An 18,938-nucleotide genomic window follows, 5' to 3' on the forward strand; every position below is an offset into this window, starting at 1 on the left:
TTAATTTTAACTGGTATTCCGAACGTTCGGAACAAAAAACTAACTTTGTAGTGTGCAAAAACTATTTGTCTTTTTATTTCTTCTAATCAGTCCAGTATTTTTATTCGGTCAGCAACCCGCTTCGAAGATTAAAATTGTTTCTTTTTCTAAAATAACAGGTGATGTTAAAAACAAAGTCAGTTATTTAAGGAATCCTGTTTTCCAACAAGACAATGCTACTTTAACCTGTGATAGCGCTGTGTTTTATAGCGAACGGAACTATTTTGAAGCTTACAAAAATGTACACATTAACCAGCTTACTACCGATATTTATTCAGATCAACTGGAATATGATGGAAATAAAAAACAAGCGCATTTGACGGGAAATGTAAGAATGGTTGACCCAAATTCTGTGTTAACCACCAATATTTTAGATTACAATACACTCACCAAAATAGGAACTTATACCAGCGGGGGTAAGATTGTAAACAAGGAAGTAACGGTAACAAGTAAAAACGGCTATTATTTTAGTGAGGGCTACAGCCGCGAAGGCAGCGACGCGTATTTTAGATATGATGTAGTGGTGGTTACGCCGCAATCGACCATTAAATCGGATACGATGAGCTACAACACTAAAAACAAATGGACCTACTTTTACGGACCAACCAATATTAAAGGGAAAGATGATAACCTGTATACCGAAAATGGCCAGTACAACACCATGACGGAAGATGCTTTTTTTGGCAAGAAAAATCTTTACACGCAGGGTACACGATCTTTAAAGGGAGATAGTTTATATTATTTTGGTAAGCAGGGAGTTGGTAAAGCGGTTAAAAACATTGTTTTTTCTGATACGAAAGATAAGATGAAAATGTTTGGCGATTTGGGCTATTATTATAAGCTGGATCAACGCACACTCGTAACCAGGAATGCTTACCTCGGCATTGGTACCGAAGATTCGGTAATGGTGAAAAATAAAAAAAGACCAGATAGTTTATGGATGGGTGCCGATACCCTGGAAACACAAATGGTATTGCAAAAAACCTTAAAACTGATTCCTAAAATTTCGATCAAAGCCGATAATCAGGTTGGTGAGGATGATGAAGACGGCGGTGGGAAGAAAGAAAAAGGGGAGCAAAAAGTGAAGCCAGACACCCCGCCTACGCAAAAAGATGACAGGAGTAAACGGAGGGCCGATAAAAAGAAAAAAAATAAAGGTGATGCAGCAACAGAGGATTTACTAAACCTGAAAGATAAAAGTACCGATAGTTTAAAATTGAAGGTAGATTCGCTCAGCAAAGGATTACCCGGTCTTAATCCCGATAGTTTGCTGAAAAATAATGTTTTGAAAGGTAAAGCCGATTCTATTATTAAAAATCTCCCTAAACTCAAAACCGATAGTTTGCAAAAAAGGCTAATCGATAAGGCTGGTCCAATTGTAAAAGATCTTTCAAAAACGAAGATTGATAGCCTGCAGAAAAAGATAACTGATAAAGTAACTCCAATGGTTAAAGATCTTTCAAAAACAAAGATTGATAGCCTGCAAAAAAAGGTGACTAAACCTGGTGTTAAAGATAGTTTAACAAAGATTATAGGGAATTTAAAACTTGGCAAAACAAACGATACAGCGAAGTTTAACCCTGCCGATACCGTTCAGGCACGTATTATTAAGGCTTACCATGGCGTTAAAATCTATAAAACGAATATTCAGGCCAAAACTGATAGTCTTTTTTACACCAGTGCCGATTCTACTTTACGTTGTTACAGTAACCCAATTCTCTGGTCGGAAGGTTCACAACAGGTTGGCGATACCATTTATGTTCAGTTTAAGAATAAAAAGCTGAATAATTTACAAGCCATCAAAAATGCATTTTTGGTAAATACCCCTGCCGATTCGCTAAGGTTTAACCAGATAAAAGGCCGGTTAATGACGGGTTTCTTTTATGACGGAAAATTGAAGAATTTGTACGTTGATGGTAATGCAGAAAGTATCTATTACACCCAGGATGATAGTACAAAGGTTTATAAAGAAATGAACCAGACATTGAGTAGCAGGATCAAATTCATTTTTAAGAATAAGGAAAATGCCATTGAGGATATTGTATATATTAAAGGAGTTGAGGGGGCGCTAAACCCTGAAAATACCATTGCAAAAGATCATGCTTTAAAAGGTTTTTCATGGAAGCCCAGCGAGCGGCCAAAGTCGAAAAAAGACGCCATAGGCTCTTCAGGTAAGGCTAAGCCCAAAGCAAAAGCAAAAACAGTGGCAGGTAAACCTGTTGCTGTAACAGCGGCAAAAACAATAACTCCGGTAGTTAAACCAATAACAACTGAATCTGTTACCAAACCGAAAATTGCACTTGGAAAAGACAGTGTAAGCCTGGATAAAAAACTGCCACAAACCAAACCAGCAGATACCGCCAACTTTGGTATCAAACCTATTTTACCCAAAAAAGATAGCGTTCAGGTGAAAAAAGATACTTCACAGGTGAAAAAAGTGGCTGGTAAAATGTAATTTGTATAGTCGTCATTTCGACTGGAACGCCGTGCAATGGAGAAATCTAAAGATAGATTTAAGTTATAGATTTCTCCGCTACGGTCGAAATGATGACCTCTCGAAATTTTTTAATCTATTTAAATTATAACTTTTTCTCCCTTAAAAAATCAATCATCTTCTTCAGGGCAATAGCCCTATGGCTGATTTTATTCTTCTCTGCCATATCCATTTCGGCAAAGGTGATATCGTAGCCATCAGGTTGAAAGATCGGGTCGTAACCAAAACCCTTTGAACCAGCTAATTCGGTTCTGATTGTTCCATTAATTACACCTTCAAAAATGTGGTTATCACCATGCTGCATTAAAGATATTACCGTTTTAAATCTGGCTTTTCTGTCGCTCTTTCCTTCAAGTTTTTTTAAAACGAGCTGAATGTTTTCTGCACTATCGCGACTTCCCGAATACCTTGCAGAATATACACCAGGTTCGTTATTTAAGGCTGCTACCTCTAAACCGCTATCATCAGCAAAACAATCTAAATTAAAATGTTCTACCACGTAGCCGCTTTTCAAACTTGCATTACCTTCAAAAGTATCAGCAGTTTCAGGGATATCAACCAAACAACCAATATCCTCTAAATTTAGCACTTCATATTTGCCTTCAAGCGCCGATCGTATTTCTTCTGTTTTATGTTCATTATTGGTGGCAAAAACGAGTTTTTTCATTTTAAGGAAGGTAAAAGGTAAAGGGTTTAAGGTGTATGGTTTAAGCGAATCAATCTCGATACGTAATACTCAATATTTGATACACTTGCTAAGCCGCTATTTAATTTTCTGAAGATGCCCCCAAAGTGTTTTCTTTGCCGTTAAATCACTATCTAAATGATGGAGATTTGGTGCAAAAATGATTTTAGTGTTTTCGTGCATGATGATTTCGTTCTGCCAGGTCAGGTTTAGCTTTAGCGCTGCTATTTCTACCCCGAAAGATAACATGATAACAGGTTTGAAAAATTGGTGCAGTTCTGCGTAATCTGTTCCTTTATGGTTTGCGTAGTTTAATAAGGCAAAATCGGGTGTGCCCAAATCAACCGCTTTAACAATTTTACGCAACAGCTCTCTGCCCTGTTCAGTGCTTACATCATGCTGCTGATCATTTACTAAAATCAGTACTGATTTTTTATTTCCACCCAAAAATTTAAATGTTTTTTCGGGCAGCAGTTCGGCCACAATAGACGGAATTTCAGGTGCCTGGGGATAAACTTTGGGTATATTTGTAGCATTAATTTCAGGAATTTGCGCTATTTCTGCTTTAATAACCGTTTCTTTTTCTTCAGTAACAGAAACATTTTGAGCAGCAAAAACAGGCTCTGGGTTACGTAAAGGCAGAATTTCTACAGTTTCATCTTTCACCACGAAAACTTCGTCGGTAAAAAATAAACGTAAAGCGTTCGCATTGTTGGTAACCTGGTTTTCCATTCGTATTTTTGTTGGATAATAATTTCTGTTAAAATTAGTTAAATATCTTATAATAGCGTCGCTAATTGTTACTTTTATCCCTTAAAATTTATAGAGTGCTCTGTGTGAGGAAAGCTTACTGCCTATTTGTTTTTAGCTTTATTTATAGCGTTTCGTTTGCGCAAAACGTAGCTGTGGTAAATGGTAAATCGATCAGTGCCAGGGAGTTTATGTGGGCGTATAAAAAAAGCCACAATGGAAACATCAGTGCCGCTTACGATACCTTACAAGCTTATTTAAACCTGTATATAAATTTTAAACTCAAGGTTTTGGATGCCCGGGATATGGGGCTGGATAAAAGTGCCGGCTACCAGGAAGAAATCAAAACTTACGAGGATGCATTAACAACGCATAAAAAAGTTGGTGGCGGGAGTAAAGACCGCGATTTTTTATTGAACGAATACCGCGAAGGTGTTTTGATGTTTAATGTTTCGGAACAAAAAATCTGGAATAAAGCGCAGGAAGATGAAGCGGCAATAAATGATTTTTACACGAAAAACCAACAAAAATATAATAAACCCCTAAACGAAGTGAGGGGAGAGGTAATTGCCGATTATCAGCTGAGTTTAGAAGATAAATGGCTTAAAAGCCTTAAACAGAAATACCAGGTGAGGGTTAACGAAAACGAGCTTAAAAAGCTTGCCAGGTTATAACTAAGCTGATAAAGAGTGACCATAAATATTAAATTGCAAAATATAACAAATAGAATGAAGAAAGTTTTTTTAGTAGCAACCGCTTTAATTTGCCTGTTTTTAAACAGTTATGCGCAAAAGCATACTGTAGATAAAGTTGCTGCTGTTGTAGGAAATAATATTATCCTGCTATCAGATTTAAACCAACAATACACTCAATATCTTTATCAGGGTAACCCGGCCAATGATGAGATTAAATGTAAAATTTTACAACAAACCTTAACCCAGAAACTGCTTAAACAACAGGCCGAAATCGATTCGGTAATGGTTGAGGATGGTGCCGTTGATGATGAAGTAAATAAACGTATGCGTTTCAGTATGCAGCGTGCGGGTGGGCAAGAGCGTTTAGAGCAGTTCCTGAACAAATCGGTTCTTCAGTATAAAGATGAGATCAGGCCATCGGTAAAAGATGAGTTGATTGCGCAGAAAATGCAGCAAAAAATCACCGAGAACATCAACGTTACCCCAATGGAGGTTGAAAAGTATTTCAAATCTTTAGGTGATAGTATTCCTGAGTTTAACACAGAAGTAGAAGTTGGTGAAGTGATTTTAAACCCACAGTTAACCAGGGCTGAAAAACAAAAATTCCGCGATAAAATCGAAGCACTTCGTTTAAGGGTTAAAGCAGGCGAAGATATGGGCGTATTGGCTAAAACCTATTCAGAAGATCCGGGTTCTGCAGCTGATGGTGGTGATTATGGTTTTATCGACAGAAACACCATGGTTAAAGAATTTACTGCCTGGGCTTTTAAATTAAAAGCAGGAGAAATTTCACCGGTTTTCGAAACAGATTATGGTTTCCACTTTTTACAGGTATTAGAGCGTAGAGGTGAGCAGGTACACGTTAGGCACATTTTAATTATGCCTAAAACTACTCCCGAAAGTTTAACCCGTTTAAAACTTCATGCTGATAGTATTTACCACAACATTATCGGAAAAAAAGTAAGCTTTGCCGCTGCTGCAAACTTGTATTCTGATAATAAAGAAACTAAATATAACGGTGGTATGATGCTTAATGCCGAAAATGTGCAGGCAAGAAGTACTTTCATCCCGGTTGATAAATTAGATCCATCGGTATTTTTAGTAATCGATAGCATGAAAATTGGTGGCGTTTCTAAACCTGATTTATTTACTGCACCTGATGGAAAACAAGGTTACCGCATTTTATATTTAAAATCGAAAATACCTCCACACAAAGCAAATCTGAAACAGGATTTTCCAAAAATCAGGGATGCTGCACAAAGTGATAAAATTAATCGTACTTTAAGCGAATGGTTTCAAAAACGTCGCGAAAGCACTTACATTAAAATCGACGACGAATTTAATACCTGTGATGAATTAAAAATCTGGACTAAAACCACAGCCGCAAAATAACACCAATGCAGTATAAGAACGAAGTAGAAGCTGTTGATGCACTTCATCAATCTTTCAACAACATTAAAGCCGAAATAAGTAAGGTAGTAGTTGGACAGGATGACATCATAAAATCTGTTTTAATCGCCATTTTCAGTAACGGACACTGTCTGCTGGTTGGCGTACCCGGATTAGCTAAAACTTTACTTGTACAAACCGTAGCTTCTGTTTTAGACCTCGATTTTAACAGGATCCAGTTTACACCAGATTTAATGCCAAGCGATATTATTGGCGCAGAGATTTTAGGAGAAGACAGGCACTTTAAATTTATAAAAGGGCCTGTTTTTTCTAATATTATCCTGGCTGATGAGATTAACCGTACCCCTCCAAAAACCCAGGCCGCTCTATTAGAGGCCATGCAGGAGAAATCGGTTACGGCAGCTGGTCAAACCCATACTTTACCAAAACCATTTTTCGTTTTGGCCACGCAGAATCCGATTGAGCAAGAAGGAACTTATCCCTTACCCGAAGCACAGTTAGATCGCTTTATGTTCAATATTCAATTAAATTATCCTGCTTTTGCAGATGAACTGAACATTGTTAAAAATACCACCAGCAATAAAACCATTCAACTGCAGAAAATTATTCATGCAGATGATATCCAATATTTTCAGAAACTAATCCGCGATATTCCCATTACAGACAATGTTTTGGAATATGCCGTAAAATTAGCTTCCAAAACCCGTCCGAATAGTGAATTTGCTACCGAGGCGGTAAACAAATACATTAGCTGGGGTGCTGGTCCGCGTGCTTCGCAGTTTCTGGTTTTAGGTGCAAAATGCCACGCAGCAGTAACTGGTAAATATGCTCCAGATATTGAAGATGTGAAAGCAGTGGCTGAGCCTATCTTACGCCACCGTATTGTACGTAACTACCGCGCCGAAGCCGAAGGTTTATCGATCGAAAAAATTATCAAAGATTTATTGTAATTGCTAGTCGGGATTAGAAGCTGGTCGGGATTTAATCCCGTCTCAAAGTTTTTGATCCTCCTATTGGTGGATTAAAAATCCACCGTGCGCTTGGCCCAGATTACAAATCCCGAAAACATAAAATCCCAGGCAAACCATTATATTTGTTTTAACGATGGAAGCCATTAACCTTACCGGTGCAATTGCTGCACTAATGGACGAATATAAAAAAGCAGTTGATGAGCTGATTGAAGTAATTAAGCCAATCAACCAGCAACAGTTGCTTCAAACCATCGAACCAAAAAGTGTTAATCCCGATTGTATCTCAATCCAGATCATTTTAACGCATGTAAGCGCCTCAATGTTTAGCTATGCGGTTTATATCGAAAACTCTATCGGATTGGAAACAACCAGGCCAGAACGTGTGCTATTTGGTCAGGTAAGCCCCTATATTTCAAGCATCCGGGAAGCATTTAAATACAATGAGGATCTTTTTATCAGAAACCCTAATATTAAGCTGGAAGAATTTGATCAACCGAAAAAGATCAATACAAGGTGGGGGCAACAATACGATGTAGAACAAATGCTCGAACATGCCATCGTTCATATTTTAAGGCACAGGCGGCAAATTAAAAATGCACTGGTCAAGATGAAAAGCTGATCAATCGAAAAAAAATAATTTGCAATTCGCTGAAAATAAATATCTTTGCATTAAATTTACAGAAATGCTACGTCAACTACATATCCAAAAAATGCACTTTAGCCCGTCTTGTGGCATAAAGGGTTTGGGTATTGATTTAAATTTCCTTCCCAATCCTTAGCGTTTTTGCCATCATAGCATAACCAAAATTTAAAAATTAATTTAATTACCCATTTGCTAAGCAAAATACGGCTTAACAAAATTAATGATATCCATTATGGACATTTATACAACTGTAGAAGAAAAATATCTGCAGGCCATTGAAGAATTGCATTGGGGCGAATTGCCCAAAGCACTTCAATATTTTAACGAACTTATTGTCTTTGATCCTGATTATGCAAGAGCTTATTTTCAGCTTGGAGATATTTACCATAATCATTTTAAGGATTACAAAACTGCGGGTTATTATTACAAGCGCTGCACGGAGCTTGATGCCGATTTTCCGGAGGTGTACGAGCCTTATTTGAAACTGGTAATTACGCTTAAAATGCATAAACTGGTTAAACAGATTGCCGATAAAGCTTTAAGTGTTGCAGGCGTTTGCGAAGCGCATATTTACGAAAGTTTAGGTTTACATGCAGAGCAGCAACAAAATTTTGCTGAAGCGGCGAACTATTTTAAAAAAGCAGAACTTTTTAATGCCATTCAGGATGAACACAATGCTTTGCTTGAACATCAGAGCCGAATCAAAAACAAAATGAACAGTACCAAAAAAATGATTTACGATTTACAGGGATAGAACTATACTTTTATCCCTGTGCTTTTACAGATACAAATCGCCTTTTAATCTTTTTATTTTAATTTTGTTATTATCTTTACCACACAATTACAAAGCATAAATTCTTAAAATTAAAAATATTCGATATGTCAGCTCACGATTCACACGCGCCAGTTCAGCAAACTAAAGGCATTTGGGCACTACCATTAACGGCTTGGATTATTGTTTTAATCCTGCTTGTGGCTTTCACAAGACCAATTTTCCACCATGGTGAAGAAGCTTCTTCTTCTCACGAGAAAACTGAAGCACAACACACAGAAGCTCCTGAATCGCACCACTAGGCATTAGTAAAACTCAAACAAAAAAAGCGCTGATATTCAGCGCTTTTTTTATGTCTCATTCTATTGGTTGGTGTCACACCAACCAACTTAAATCTTATTCGGTCGGGTGAGACACCAACCGATAGGTCAAAGCGATAAAAATCGCCTGCTATTTATGCGCTCGTTAAAAACGAGCGCAAGCCGCAAAGATTAAACAGCAAATTAGTTATTCAACTGCCCCATAATATTAGGGTAATCGGTAAGCACGCCATCTACACCTAAATCCATAAAATATTTAAGCTCCTTAACCGTGTTTACCGTCCAGGGAATAATTTTAATCCCCATGGCGTGGCATCGGTCTACCAAACCTTTACCAACCAAAACCGAATAAGGGCTATAAATGGTAGGCTTAAATCCTAATTTCTCGATATAATCTTCAAAAGGCTCTTTCTCGTCAATCAATAATGAAGTTTGTATTTTAGGGTATTTCTCATGCAGGTACTGAAGCGTACGCATATCAAACGATTCGATAATTACCCTTTTACTTAACTTTTTGGCATTTATGACCTCCATAATCAGGTCTACAAATTCTGCAGGTTCCGGGTGGAATTCATTGTCGCCATTTTTAATCGTTTTCGTTTCAATACTGTACATCGGCTTGGCCAGTTTATGTTCTTTCACATAGGCCTCAACCGCATCTATCGTTTCCGTAAGTAATGGTTTATAAGCTTTAAATTTCATCTGCCCTGGGAAACGGCTATGTACTTTACTGCCTACATCAAATTTTTTAATTTCCTCATAATCCATTTTGTAGATGTTGAAATTCTTTTGGTCTTTTAAGGTTATAGGCTTCCCGTTAGGCTGGAGCGAAATTTCATTGTTAAAGTATGGTTCCTGAGAAAGCACCACTTGTTTATCTTTCGAAATCACAGCATCCATTTCTAAGGTGGTTACACCTAAATCTAAAGCTTTTAACATACCCTCGATGGTATTTTCGGGCATAATGCCACGTGCGCCGGCTTTACCTTGAATGTCGAATTTCTTTTTCTGTGCCGAAACAGTAAAACACCATAATGCGAGAACGGAGAATAGAAGTAATTTTTTATGCATGAGTTTTAAACGTAAAATAAGCTATTTTATTAGTGAGTTGATAACTTTAATAAGCGTTTGGGAAGAAAGTTGTCAACGCTCAAATTGGAGTAACGTGAACTAAATCTGAATGTAATTACAAAAAAAGATAAATCTCTAAAATAAAAAAAGGGCCTCTTTTTATGGATAGCCCTCTTTAATTCACCTGGTTATTTTATCTCTCTGCAGGTACAAAAGCCTGTACAATTAAGTTCCAGCTTGCATCTGCTGCTTTTTCGTAAACAAAAACATAGTTAAAACTTTCGCGCAGATCGGCTTTATAATCTATTGTTGCCACACCATAAGTATATGCTAAATCGCTACCAATCGCTTTATCTACTCCTGTAGTTTTTAAATTGATTTTGCTGATCATACCATTATAAAAAGAAATGATTTTTCCTTTTCCATCAATGGCTTCGTTACCCGGAAAAAGTAAACGTGCATCGTTGGTTAAAAAGCCACCAAACGCAGCAATTCCATGCGTTTTTAATAAAGTGTTTAATGTTTTCTCGGTTGTTAAGATAATTTCTTTACCAGCTTTAATCTCTCTTTCATTTAGGAATTTTGGTGCAACATGGTCTTTCGGCTCTACAAAAGAAGGCGTAACATTAGCCAAAGGTTTGTTACTTTCTGTACCCAAATCAATCGCTAATTTCCATCTGCCATTTTCTGATTTCCAGATTGATAGGTATTGACCGTATTTTTTTTCTGATGTTCCGATTTCGTAGGGGCCGGTAGTGAAACCTAAATCACCACTGCGCGATACCTTTGCCAGGTTTGCAGTCCAGGTTACATCATTTTCCGCATTTGCCTTACCGGTATAAAAAGTTTTAGCATTAACCGGGTTCGGTCTGAATACTAATGTATTAGCTGATGAATAATCAAGAAACGCTTCTTTATCTCCGTTTTTGGCAACCGATTTAGCGAAATCCTTTTCAGCATTTACTAAAGATTTGGTTGTCCCGTCACTCTTTTGGGCAAAGGCGCCTAAGGCTAAAAGCGAAGCTATTGCAGTTGAAAATAATTGTTTCATTATTAGTTTAGATAATTTTGTTTGGCGAATATAAAAGTTTCTTTGATGTATGGTCTTAAAAATAATTAACAATTGCACATTTGTTACCATTTATTTTTCTCTGTAAATGGTTTCTAAAATGGTTTGACCTGTTGCTTTCAGTGTGTTTTTGTCAATGTTCGCTAAATTATCCAATTGGGTGTGCCAGTTGATATAAAAACCACTGTTATCGTTGTAATGGATAATATCAACGGAAGGAACACCTGCTTTGTTCATCCAGAAATGATCGTCTACCAGTTTTCCGCTCGGAATTTTGGTGAAATAGGAAGAGTAGCCAATCTCGTTCCCGATATCCCATATCTTATTAGATACATCTGGAGCAGCCTGACGTGAAATTTCATCCTGTGTAAATTGTGCATTACCACCACCTACCATATCCAGGTTAATGCCGTATAAGGCCTTGTATCCTGAAGCAATTGCCTTTTTAGCCCAATATTGAGAGCCTAAACACCAGGTGGTTTCATCCGGTGTTTCATCATTTGCCTTGCCATAATCTTCTAAATCCCATAATACGAAATCTACGCCTACGTTGGGTTGTTCCTGTTGAATTTGGCGTGCCATTTCTAAAATTACTGCTACGCCGCTAGCACCGTCATTAGCTGCATCAAAAGGTTTTGTATGATTTGCAGGGTCAGTATCCTGATCGGAAAAGGGACGGGCATCCCAATGGGCCGTAATTAAAACCCTGTTCTTTTTAGCTGGATTAAAAGCGGCAACAATATTTTTCAATTGAAAACTTTTGCCATCATAAGTCTGCGTTTTCTCACCTTGTACACTTACATGAGCACCGAACGATTTTAATTTGGCAACCAGATAATCTGCGCATTTTTGATGTGCTGATGTGCCCGGAATCCGTGGGCCAAAATCTACCTGTGCTTTTGTATAGGCGTAAGCGCTATCTGCATTAAAATCGGGGGAAGATAAATTTAATATAGCTTGTTCTCCATTCTCATCGGCGTTTTGCTTTGTTTTATTTTGGCATGCCTCCAATCCGATTAGAGCCAGTAAAGGGATTATTAATATTTTTTTATTCATTATTAATCTAACGGAAAATGATTTAAAGTAGTGTAATATTACGATGTTAATTTGTCTGTGTTTTCTGTTCAAAATTTAGATATTCTGACCATTGTATTGCTTTGGGTAATAGCTGGTTGCTAAATTCTAAATGGATTACCCTTCTTTTTTTGTTGTTGGTTGTCCGGCTTGAACGGTGCAGGAGCATTGGTTTCATAATCATTACAGCTCCTCTGGCTACATTGCAGCTCACTTCCTGCTCAATATCCCAATTAATGGTTTCCGGGCGGTAAATTCCTTTGCTGTGCGAATTCGGAATTACCTTTAGTGCGCCATTTTCTTCGTTGGTATCGTCAAGGTGGATGCGGATAGTAAAGCTGCTTTCAAGAATACTTAATGGTGGCTGAACGGCAAATTGATTATGTTTATTGGTGTAAGGACCGAATCCGGCTATTTCAACCTTTTGATCAACAGAAATAGTTAAATCCTGATGATAGGAAACAAACCAGTTTGAAGTTTCTGGTTTATCAAAATAGATTGATTTAACGAGGAAATAATCTTCTCCAAAGAGCTCATTTATAATGTTTTTCAGCTTTTCGTTAAAAACAATGTTGATCGCATCCGGAACTTCTTTTAAAAATTGACGGATTGCAAAAAGATCATCTGATTTTCTAAAGGTTTCGTTTTTTGGATCAGTATTGCTAATTGCAGTTAGGATTGCCTCAATCTCTGGATCGGTAAATACATGTTCTATAACCGAAAAACCAATTTCCCGGGTTTCTCGCCCTTTTACCGCTAAACTCATCCTTAATTATTCAGCATCGGTTTAAAACGGTTATCCTTATTCCTTAAATCTAAACCACCTTCGTAAACTGATTTTAAATTAATCAGGTAAAAACTCCAGCCGTTGTGGCAGCCTAAACGGATGTTTCGCTTCGAATGATCATCTGTAGGAATATGCTTTTGAGTAAGTTCTACTACGGTATATTCAAATTCTTCGCGGAGGTTGATATCCACTAAACAATCTCCTGCAAAGGTGAACTGGAAATAATCCGTGCCATTTGCTTCGGTTACCATTCCGTTTTCGATATCATCATACAGGTACCAGATCCATTTATATTGGTCACCTTTAAGCGCGTTTTGCGTTTTGTTAAGCAATACCTGATTTTCATCGCTGAAGGATGCATCACTCAAAAACCATTTTTCAATTTCGCTGGCCTTCGTCCAGGCGTTGTAGACCTCCTCAAGCTTTGCTTTAACGGCAATCCTGATCGTGAATTTTGTCCAATCGAAGTTTTCCATTGGCTTTCGATTAATTAAAAACCAAACAAACTGGGGAGCCAACGTCGATCCTTTTACCACTATCGGTTAATTTACCCGTTGTTTTGTTGCGGTTAAAAATAATAATGTTGTTGCTGTATTGATGTCCGATCAATAAGAATTTTCCGGTCGGATCAATCGTGAAATTTCTTGGCCCTTTGCCCAGTGTACTTACCGTTTCAATAAATTTCAATTTTCCGGTAGGTAAAACAGAGAATGTTGAAATGCTATTGGCATCGCCGCGGTTGGTTTCGTAAAGGAATTTTCCATCGGCCGAAACATGAATATCAGCTCCATCAATTTTGCCCGTAAAATCTTTTGGAGTAGTACCTATTTCCTGAATTTTGGTTAAGGTTCCATTTGCGTAAGCAAAAGCAGTAATGCTGCCGTTAAATTCGTGTGCCAGATAAGCAAACTTACCATTTGGACTAAAAGTGATGTGTCTTGGGCCAGTACCTGCATTGGTTTTGAGTACCGATTTTACCGTTAATATTTTTTCTTTCGAGGTTGGGTTATATTTGTAAATATATGTTTGATCTTCGCCTAAATCGTTTACAATTAGGTATTTATGGTCTGGTGTAAATAATGTCATGTGAACATGGGCACTTTGTTGCCTGCCTTTCGGATCAATGCTTTTTCCGGTATGTTTAATTACCTGCGCAGCTTCTGTTAGGGAACCATCTGCTTTGCGCGGAAATACAGCTAAGCTGCCGCCGCTATAATTGGCTACGATTACATTTTTTGCATCTGTAGTAATAAAACAAGGATCGGCGCCATGGCTGTCAACTTTGTTTAAAAAAGTTAAATCACCTGTTTTAGCATCATATTTAAAGGCACTTACCGTGCTGGTTGCTCCGGTTTCGTTAACAGCATAAATAAACTTCTGATCGGGTGAAATGGCTACGTAACTTGGGTTATCTGTATTTTTTGCGATGCTTTTTACGGTGGTGGCTGCCGTTGCAGCGTCAAAATTATAAGTATAAATCCCTTCGCTTTTTCCCGGTGCAGTATAAGTACCTACAATCAGGTTATAATTGCTTTTTTGAGCAAAAGCAAGGCTTGATAATATGGTGAGCACAAGTAATGAACTAAATTTTTTCATGAAAAGATGATATTGATTTTAACAAATATGGGAAAATTTTAATGTAAAAAGAATGGTTGTTGTTCTGAACGCAGTGAAGTCTGCAAGGAAAGATATATCGTTCTCGTTGTAAGCGAAAACGATGGTGGAAAATGCCACAGATACAAAAAAACACGCAGGATGTTTTACTGGAAACCAACTCTCTGGTATTTGTGCTTTTTCTCCAGGTTCCTTGTAGTAAGAAAGTAACAAAAAAGGCAGCCGATTGGCTGCCTTTATATACTATTTAATTAAATGTTTAATCTGAACCAGTTCATGTTCTTCCAAATAACGCCATCTACCGCGTGGTAAATCTTTCTTGGTTAAATTGCCATAAACTACACGGTCTAATTTTTCTACATTGTAACCTAAATGTTCGAAAATACGGCGAACAATCCTGTTTTTACCACTGTGAATCTGGATACCGATTTCTTTCTTGGTTCCGCCTGTAACATAAGAAATGTTATCAGGTTTAATCAAGCCATCTTCTAACTCTAAACCAAAAGCAATTTTGTTTAAATCGCCCTGTGATAAAGATTTATCCAGTTCAACATTGTAAATTTTAGTGATACCGTTTTTAGGATGTGATAATTTATCTGCTAAATCACCATCGTTGGTCATTAACAACAAACCTGTTGTATTGCGATCTAAGCGACCAACAGGGTAAATACGCTCACGGCTGGCTTTATCAACCAATTGCATTACCGTACGGCGTTCCTGAGGATCGTCTGTAGTGGTGATATAATCTTTAGGTTTATTTAATAAAACGTAAACTTTTTTCTCGCGTTTTAATAATTCTCCGTTGTAACGAACCAAATCCTTTGCAGGGTCAACTTTATGGCCAAGTTCGGTAACAGCTTCGCCATTTACGGTAATAATACCGGCAATAATCAGTTCATCGGCTTTACGACGAGAGCAGATGCCTGCATTTGAAATATATCTGTTTAGGCGAATTAAGCCCTTATCTTCATTTGTTTTACGGCCTTGGGTAATTACAGTGCGCTCCGGGCGGTTAAATTCTGTATCTCTTGGCTGTGCATCCTCGCGTTTTCTAAACGGACGGGTGTCGCCTTCCCTTGGCTCTCTGGGTTTTACATCTCTTGAACTTCCAGCACTTGGCTTGAAATCGTCTGATTTACCTCTTGATTTGAAATCTTTATATCCACCCTCTCTAGGTTTGAAATCCCTTGATCCGCCATCTTTCGATTTAAAATCACGTTCACCTGTTCTTGGTTTGTAATCTCTCGATCCGCCTTCTCTAGGTTTAAAGTCGCGGTCGCCAGTTCTCGGTTTAAAATCTCTCGAATCTCCATCCTTAGATTTGAAATCACGGTCTCCTGTTCTTGGCTTATAATCTCTTGCACCACCTTCTCTTGGTTTAAAATCCCTGTCTCCTGTTCTAGGTTTATAATCTCTTGATCCACCCTCTCTCGATTTGAAATCACGATCACCGGTTCTTGGCTTGAAATCTCTCGATCCACCTGATCTTGATTTAGGACCGCGGTCTTCTGATCCTGCATCTTTTGATTTAAACTCGCGATCTCCGAATTTGAAACTCTGTGGTTCCGAATCTTTCGATTTGAAATCACGTCCGCCTGATCTTGGTTTGAAATCTTTTTTGTCTCCGAAAGATTTTGATTTGAAATCTTTACCGTCTGCGCTTCTGGGTCTGAAGCCTTCTTTTGAATCGGATGATTTTTTGTATTTGCTGTCTTTGTCGTCTGATCTTTTTCTGTCAGACCCGGCCGAACTACTTCTGCCTTCTGTTCTCCGACTGCCTGGTTTGGACTTGTCATCCCGACTGTTCCTGTTGTTTTTATTTATCATGATACGCTTTTAACCGCATTAAAAATGCGGGCTGCAAATTTATGAAAAAATGATGAACATAACAATTTTAAGAGCTGAAAAATCAGATAAAAAAATAGCCTCTAAAATAGGAAAAATTGCCTGAAAATCAAAATTTAAAATCCACGTTTAAAGTACTTTAAAGGCTGGTTTTGGCGCTTTTTCTTGTAACTGTTTGATAATGTGCTTATTATTTTTTACCTTTGCCAACGTTTTTATATAAGTTCACCAAAAAAAGGAGGAAAATGTTAAAGAAACACATCGTACCATTTGCGGTAGTGGCAACACTATTTATCTTGGCAAAAGTGTTCGCTTACCAAATGCCCTTAGCACAAAAAAGTCTTTTAAAAGAAGAAAAATTAAACACTACAATACCCAAATCTGATAGCCTTGAAGTGGAAAATGAGGAAGCCCCTCAATCTTTAATGGCACAGTTGAATTTTGCAGAAGAAACCCTGCCACTAGGCGATAAAAAGGTAGAACGCAAAATGAAAAAAATTCTTGCAGCACACACTTACGGAAATACCCAAACCAATCGCCTGCATGCAAAAGCAGCAAAATGGTTTCCCGTAATTGAACCCATTCTCGCTGCTTATGGAATCCCTAATGATTTTAAGTATTTGGCATTAGTCGAATCTGGAATGACAGAAGGTGTTTCTCCAAAAGGTGCAGCCGGAATCTGGCAGTTTATGCCTGGCACTGCCCGTACCTATGGATTAAGGGTAAATGGGAATGTTGATGATCGCTATAATTTGCGAAAATCAACCATCGCAGCCTGTAAATACATTAAAGAAATGTATAAAGGTTTAGAAAGCTGGACATTGGTAGCTGCGGCCTACAATGTTGGCGACGGACGCTTACGCAAGCAGATCGATAATCAAAATCAGGATAATTACTACAAAATGAGGCTCAACCGCGAAACCGGTGGCTATGTTTATAAAGTAATTTCTATGAAACAGATTATGGAACATCCGAAACGTTACGGTTACACAAAACCGCGCGTATTATTGGCCTATAACGCCGAGTAATATAATTAAGATAAAGACAAGCATTTGGTAAGGCGTCCCGGTTTTTAATCGGGACGCTTTTTTTGGTAGATGATTAAACAGATTTAGAGATTACACCGGTTAATACAGGCCTTTTATGCAGTATGCAAAGCCTGATTGAGGTTGAGTGTTTCGAGTCCTTGTTTGATTAACCAATATATTAATGAATTTTTAGCTACGAAAGCACGCATTAACATGGAGGTGTTTTCTACATCATGTTAATCAATAGATAATGATAAGTTTTCAGTTTACGGTGTGCAAGTTTCTGCATCATGCTAACCAATGAACTAATGACTATTGAACCAATGAACCATTAATTTCCTTTCTTTGCATTATGTTCAAGTTGCGCATCAATAAAATAATCAATCAGCCGGGTGATAATATTACTTTTCAATTTGAGGAGGTAGGGGAGCGATACCCGAAATATTTGGCCGGACAGTTTCTTTCGTTGGTTTTTCATGGAAAGCATAAGGAAATAAGAAGATCGTATTCTTTTAACAGTTCACCTGATGTGGATGAGCCTTTAGCCATTACGGTGAAAAGGGTGGAAAATGGGGAGATATCGAGATTTCTGCACCATAAAACTTCAGTGAACGATATTCTTTTTGCACAGGAGCCGCAGGGGCTGTTTAGTTATTTGCCTGAAGAAAATTTAGAACGCGATCTTTTTCTTTTTGCAGCCGGGGTTGGTATTACGCCATTATTTTCGATTTTGAAAACGGCACTGGTGCGAGAGGGAAGATCGCTGATTACATTGGTATATAGCAATAGGTCAAAAGAGGAAACTTTGTTTTATAATGAACTGTTGGAATGGCAGGGTAAATATCCTAATAGGTTAAAAATTGTTTGGGTTTTTAGCAACAGTAAAAACTTAATGACGGCCAGGTTAAATAAGTTTTATATTGAGAAATTACTTCAGGAACATTTGCATTTCGATCGTAATAATGCACTGTTTTACAGCTGTGGACCAGTGATTTATATGGATTTGTGTCGCATTACCCTGTTGGGTATGGGTTTTGATATTAAACAGATCAAAAGAGAAACTTTTGTGCTGCCTGATGATGAGCTTGATGAAGATGATAGTTCTGAAAAAGTAGTTGATAAAAATACTTACTCGGTTGTCTTGAATTTTAAAGGTGAAACGCATCATCTGGACATACCCTGGCCAAAGCGCATTTTAGATGTTGCGCTCGAAAATAAAATTAAACTTCCTTATAGTTGTCGTGGAGGAGTATGCAGCACCTGTGTAGCCAATTGTACCAAAGGTGGGGTAAGGATGGATTATAACGAAGTGCTTACCGACGATGAAATTGAAAGGGGACGTGTTTTGGTTTGTACAGGGCACCCGACTGAGAATGGAACGACGATAGTGTGGTAGGTTAGTTCAATCGTTAATTGGTCATTTGTTCATTAGTCATTGGTTCAATCGTTCACAGGTTCATTGGGTTAACGTGGCGTTCATAGTAGCATCGTCCTCGAGCGGAGAGTAACGGAGCCGAGAGATCTTTTAATTGTGCTTAATTATGGTAGCAGCCGGAACCTCCATCCGTTCCAGTATTGGCTGTAATAGAAGTGTCATGCCCTATTTAAGTTTCTGTATCATTTGATGAGCGATCGTTATTTTCTCTAAAAATACAAAACCGTTGCCTAATT

At 37.9% G+C, this 18,938-nt stretch carries 18 protein-coding genes; 9 read left to right on the plus strand and 9 right to left on the minus strand.

Going from position 1 to position 18,938, the window contains the following annotated elements; genetic code table 11:
• The first annotated feature begins 52 nt into the window (after nucleotides 1-52).
• Nucleotides 53-2,494: an OstA-like protein gene (locus R2R28_RS04595; protein WP_316824529.1), complete on the plus strand. Its 2,442-nt coding sequence runs from the start codon at nucleotides 53-55 to the stop codon at nucleotides 2,492-2,494.
• 124 nt (nucleotides 2,495-2,618) lie between these two features.
• Here the strand turns inward: R2R28_RS04595 and R2R28_RS04600 are convergent, their stop codons facing one another.
• Both R2R28_RS04600 and R2R28_RS04605 read right to left on the minus strand, forming a co-directional pair.
• A complete protein-coding gene (locus R2R28_RS04600; RefSeq protein ID WP_316824530.1) occupies nucleotides 2,619-3,200 on the minus strand; it encodes a non-canonical purine NTP diphosphatase in 582 nt (193 codons plus the stop codon).
• A 96-nt stretch (nucleotides 3,201-3,296) separates the two neighbouring features.
• On the minus strand, nucleotides 3,297-3,950 hold the full coding sequence (locus R2R28_RS04605; RefSeq protein ID WP_316824531.1) for a hypothetical protein: 654 nt from the start codon (nucleotides 3,948-3,950) through the stop codon (nucleotides 3,297-3,299).
• Between the two features lie 104 nt (nucleotides 3,951-4,054).
• Between R2R28_RS04605 and R2R28_RS04610 the strand changes: the two genes are divergently transcribed.
• The 6 genes from R2R28_RS04610 (at nucleotide 4,055) to R2R28_RS04635 (ending at nucleotide 8,761) form a co-directional block, all read left to right on the plus strand.
• Entirely contained in the window at nucleotides 4,055-4,642 is a 588-nt protein-coding gene (locus tag R2R28_RS04610) for a hypothetical protein (RefSeq protein ID WP_316824532.1), read from the plus strand.
• A gap of 54 nt (nucleotides 4,643-4,696) precedes the next feature.
• Nucleotides 4,697-6,055, plus strand: a complete 1,359-nt coding sequence (locus tag R2R28_RS04615; protein ID WP_316824533.1) for a peptidylprolyl isomerase — start codon at nucleotides 4,697-4,699, stop codon at nucleotides 6,053-6,055.
• Nucleotides 6,056-6,060: 5 nt separating this feature from the next.
• Nucleotides 6,061-7,023: an AAA family ATPase gene (locus R2R28_RS04620; RefSeq protein ID WP_316824534.1), complete on the plus strand. Its 963-nt coding sequence runs from the start codon at nucleotides 6,061-6,063 to the stop codon at nucleotides 7,021-7,023.
• 154 nt (nucleotides 7,024-7,177) lie between these two features.
• Nucleotides 7,178-7,663 carry a DinB family protein gene (locus R2R28_RS04625; RefSeq protein ID WP_316824535.1) on the plus strand — a complete coding sequence of 162 codons (486 nt, stop codon included), beginning with the start codon at nucleotides 7,178-7,180 and terminating at the stop codon, nucleotides 7,661-7,663.
• A 256-nt stretch (nucleotides 7,664-7,919) separates the two neighbouring features.
• Nucleotides 7,920-8,441, plus strand: a complete 522-nt coding sequence (locus R2R28_RS04630; RefSeq protein WP_316824536.1) for a tetratricopeptide repeat protein — start codon at nucleotides 7,920-7,922, stop codon at nucleotides 8,439-8,441.
• A gap of 125 nt (nucleotides 8,442-8,566) precedes the next feature.
• Nucleotides 8,567-8,761: a hypothetical protein gene (locus tag R2R28_RS04635; protein ID WP_316824537.1), complete on the plus strand. Its 195-nt coding sequence runs from the start codon at nucleotides 8,567-8,569 to the stop codon at nucleotides 8,759-8,761.
• A gap of 201 nt (nucleotides 8,762-8,962) precedes the next feature.
• Here the strand turns inward: R2R28_RS04635 and R2R28_RS04640 are convergent, their stop codons facing one another.
• The 7 genes from R2R28_RS04640 to R2R28_RS04670 form a co-directional block, all read right to left on the minus strand.
• Nucleotides 8,963-9,850 carry a glycerophosphodiester phosphodiesterase family protein gene (locus R2R28_RS04640; RefSeq protein WP_316824538.1) on the minus strand — a complete coding sequence of 296 codons (888 nt, stop codon included), beginning with the start codon at nucleotides 9,848-9,850 and terminating at the stop codon, nucleotides 8,963-8,965.
• Between the two features lie 193 nt (nucleotides 9,851-10,043).
• Nucleotides 10,044-10,901: a nuclear transport factor 2 family protein gene (locus R2R28_RS04645; protein ID WP_316824539.1), complete on the minus strand. Its 858-nt coding sequence runs from the start codon at nucleotides 10,899-10,901 to the stop codon at nucleotides 10,044-10,046.
• 90 nt (nucleotides 10,902-10,991) lie between these two features.
• Nucleotides 10,992-11,975 carry a M28 family peptidase gene (locus R2R28_RS04650; RefSeq protein ID WP_316824540.1) on the minus strand — a complete coding sequence of 328 codons (984 nt, stop codon included), beginning with the start codon at nucleotides 11,973-11,975 and terminating at the stop codon, nucleotides 10,992-10,994.
• 46 nt (nucleotides 11,976-12,021) lie between these two features.
• Nucleotides 12,022-12,759 carry a phytanoyl-CoA dioxygenase family protein gene (locus R2R28_RS04655; protein ID WP_316824541.1) on the minus strand — a complete coding sequence of 246 codons (738 nt, stop codon included), beginning with the start codon at nucleotides 12,757-12,759 and terminating at the stop codon, nucleotides 12,022-12,024.
• Between the two features lie 2 nt (nucleotides 12,760-12,761).
• A complete protein-coding gene (locus R2R28_RS04660) occupies nucleotides 12,762-13,256 on the minus strand; it encodes an SRPBCC domain-containing protein (protein ID WP_316824542.1) in 495 nt (164 codons plus the stop codon).
• Nucleotides 13,257-13,266: 10 nt separating this feature from the next.
• Nucleotides 13,267-14,376 carry a lactonase family protein gene (locus R2R28_RS04665; RefSeq protein ID WP_316824543.1) on the minus strand — a complete coding sequence of 370 codons (1,110 nt, stop codon included), beginning with the start codon at nucleotides 14,374-14,376 and terminating at the stop codon, nucleotides 13,267-13,269.
• Nucleotides 14,377-14,637: 261 nt separating this feature from the next.
• Nucleotides 14,638-16,221 carry a pseudouridine synthase gene (locus R2R28_RS04670; RefSeq protein ID WP_316824544.1) on the minus strand — a complete coding sequence of 528 codons (1,584 nt, stop codon included), beginning with the start codon at nucleotides 16,219-16,221 and terminating at the stop codon, nucleotides 14,638-14,640.
• Nucleotides 16,222-16,484: 263 nt separating this feature from the next.
• Here R2R28_RS04670 and R2R28_RS04675 point away from each other — a divergent pair, with 263 nt between their 5' ends.
• Nucleotides 16,485-17,267 (plus strand): lytic transglycosylase domain-containing protein, encoded by a 783-nt coding sequence (locus tag R2R28_RS04675; RefSeq protein WP_316824545.1) that lies wholly within the window; start codon nucleotides 16,485-16,487, stop codon nucleotides 17,265-17,267.
• A gap of 352 nt (nucleotides 17,268-17,619) precedes the next feature.
• Nucleotides 17,620-18,663 (plus strand): iron-sulfur cluster-binding domain-containing protein, encoded by a 1,044-nt coding sequence (locus tag R2R28_RS04680; protein WP_316824546.1) that lies wholly within the window; start codon nucleotides 17,620-17,622, stop codon nucleotides 18,661-18,663.
• Nucleotides 18,664-18,938: the final 275 nt, after the last annotated feature.

Origin of the sequence: Pedobacter miscanthi (assembly GCF_032678605.1) — a bacterium.
GTDB lineage: Bacteria > Bacteroidota > Bacteroidia > Sphingobacteriales > Sphingobacteriaceae > Pedobacter > Pedobacter miscanthi_A.

Coding starts and splice junctions, on each gene's coding strand:
- R2R28_RS04605 (WP_316824531.1), bottom strand. CDS start 3,950: ATGGAAAACCAGGTTACCAACAATGCGAACGCTTTACGTTTATTTTTT.
- R2R28_RS04675 (WP_316824545.1), top strand. CDS start 16,485: ATGTTAAAGAAACACATCGTACCATTTGCGGTAGTGGCAACACTATTT.
- R2R28_RS04600 (WP_316824530.1), bottom strand. CDS start 3,200: ATGAAAAAACTCGTTTTTGCCACCAATAATGAACATAAAACAGAAGAA.
- R2R28_RS04635 (WP_316824537.1), top strand. CDS start 8,567: ATGTCAGCTCACGATTCACACGCGCCAGTTCAGCAAACTAAAGGCATT.
- R2R28_RS04660 (WP_316824542.1), bottom strand. CDS start 13,256: ATGGAAAACTTCGATTGGACAAAATTCACGATCAGGATTGCCGTTAAA.
- R2R28_RS04680 (WP_316824546.1), top strand. CDS start 17,620: ATGTTCAAGTTGCGCATCAATAAAATAATCAATCAGCCGGGTGATAAT.
- R2R28_RS04620 (WP_316824534.1), top strand. CDS start 6,061: ATGCAGTATAAGAACGAAGTAGAAGCTGTTGATGCACTTCATCAATCT.
- R2R28_RS04630 (WP_316824536.1), top strand. CDS start 7,920: ATGGACATTTATACAACTGTAGAAGAAAAATATCTGCAGGCCATTGAA.
- R2R28_RS04615 (WP_316824533.1), top strand. CDS start 4,697: ATGAAGAAAGTTTTTTTAGTAGCAACCGCTTTAATTTGCCTGTTTTTA.
- R2R28_RS04665 (WP_316824543.1), bottom strand. CDS start 14,376: ATGAAAAAATTTAGTTCATTACTTGTGCTCACCATATTATCAAGCCTT.
- R2R28_RS04650 (WP_316824540.1), bottom strand. CDS start 11,975: ATGAATAAAAAAATATTAATAATCCCTTTACTGGCTCTAATCGGATTG.
- R2R28_RS04625 (WP_316824535.1), top strand. CDS start 7,178: ATGGAAGCCATTAACCTTACCGGTGCAATTGCTGCACTAATGGACGAA.
- R2R28_RS04655 (WP_316824541.1), bottom strand. CDS start 12,759: ATGAGTTTAGCGGTAAAAGGGCGAGAAACCCGGGAAATTGGTTTTTCG.
- R2R28_RS04640 (WP_316824538.1), bottom strand. CDS start 9,850: ATGCATAAAAAATTACTTCTATTCTCCGTTCTCGCATTATGGTGTTTT.
- R2R28_RS04670 (WP_316824544.1), bottom strand. CDS start 16,221: ATGATAAATAAAAACAACAGGAACAGTCGGGATGACAAGTCCAAACCA.
- R2R28_RS04645 (WP_316824539.1), bottom strand. CDS start 10,901: ATGAAACAATTATTTTCAACTGCAATAGCTTCGCTTTTAGCCTTAGGC.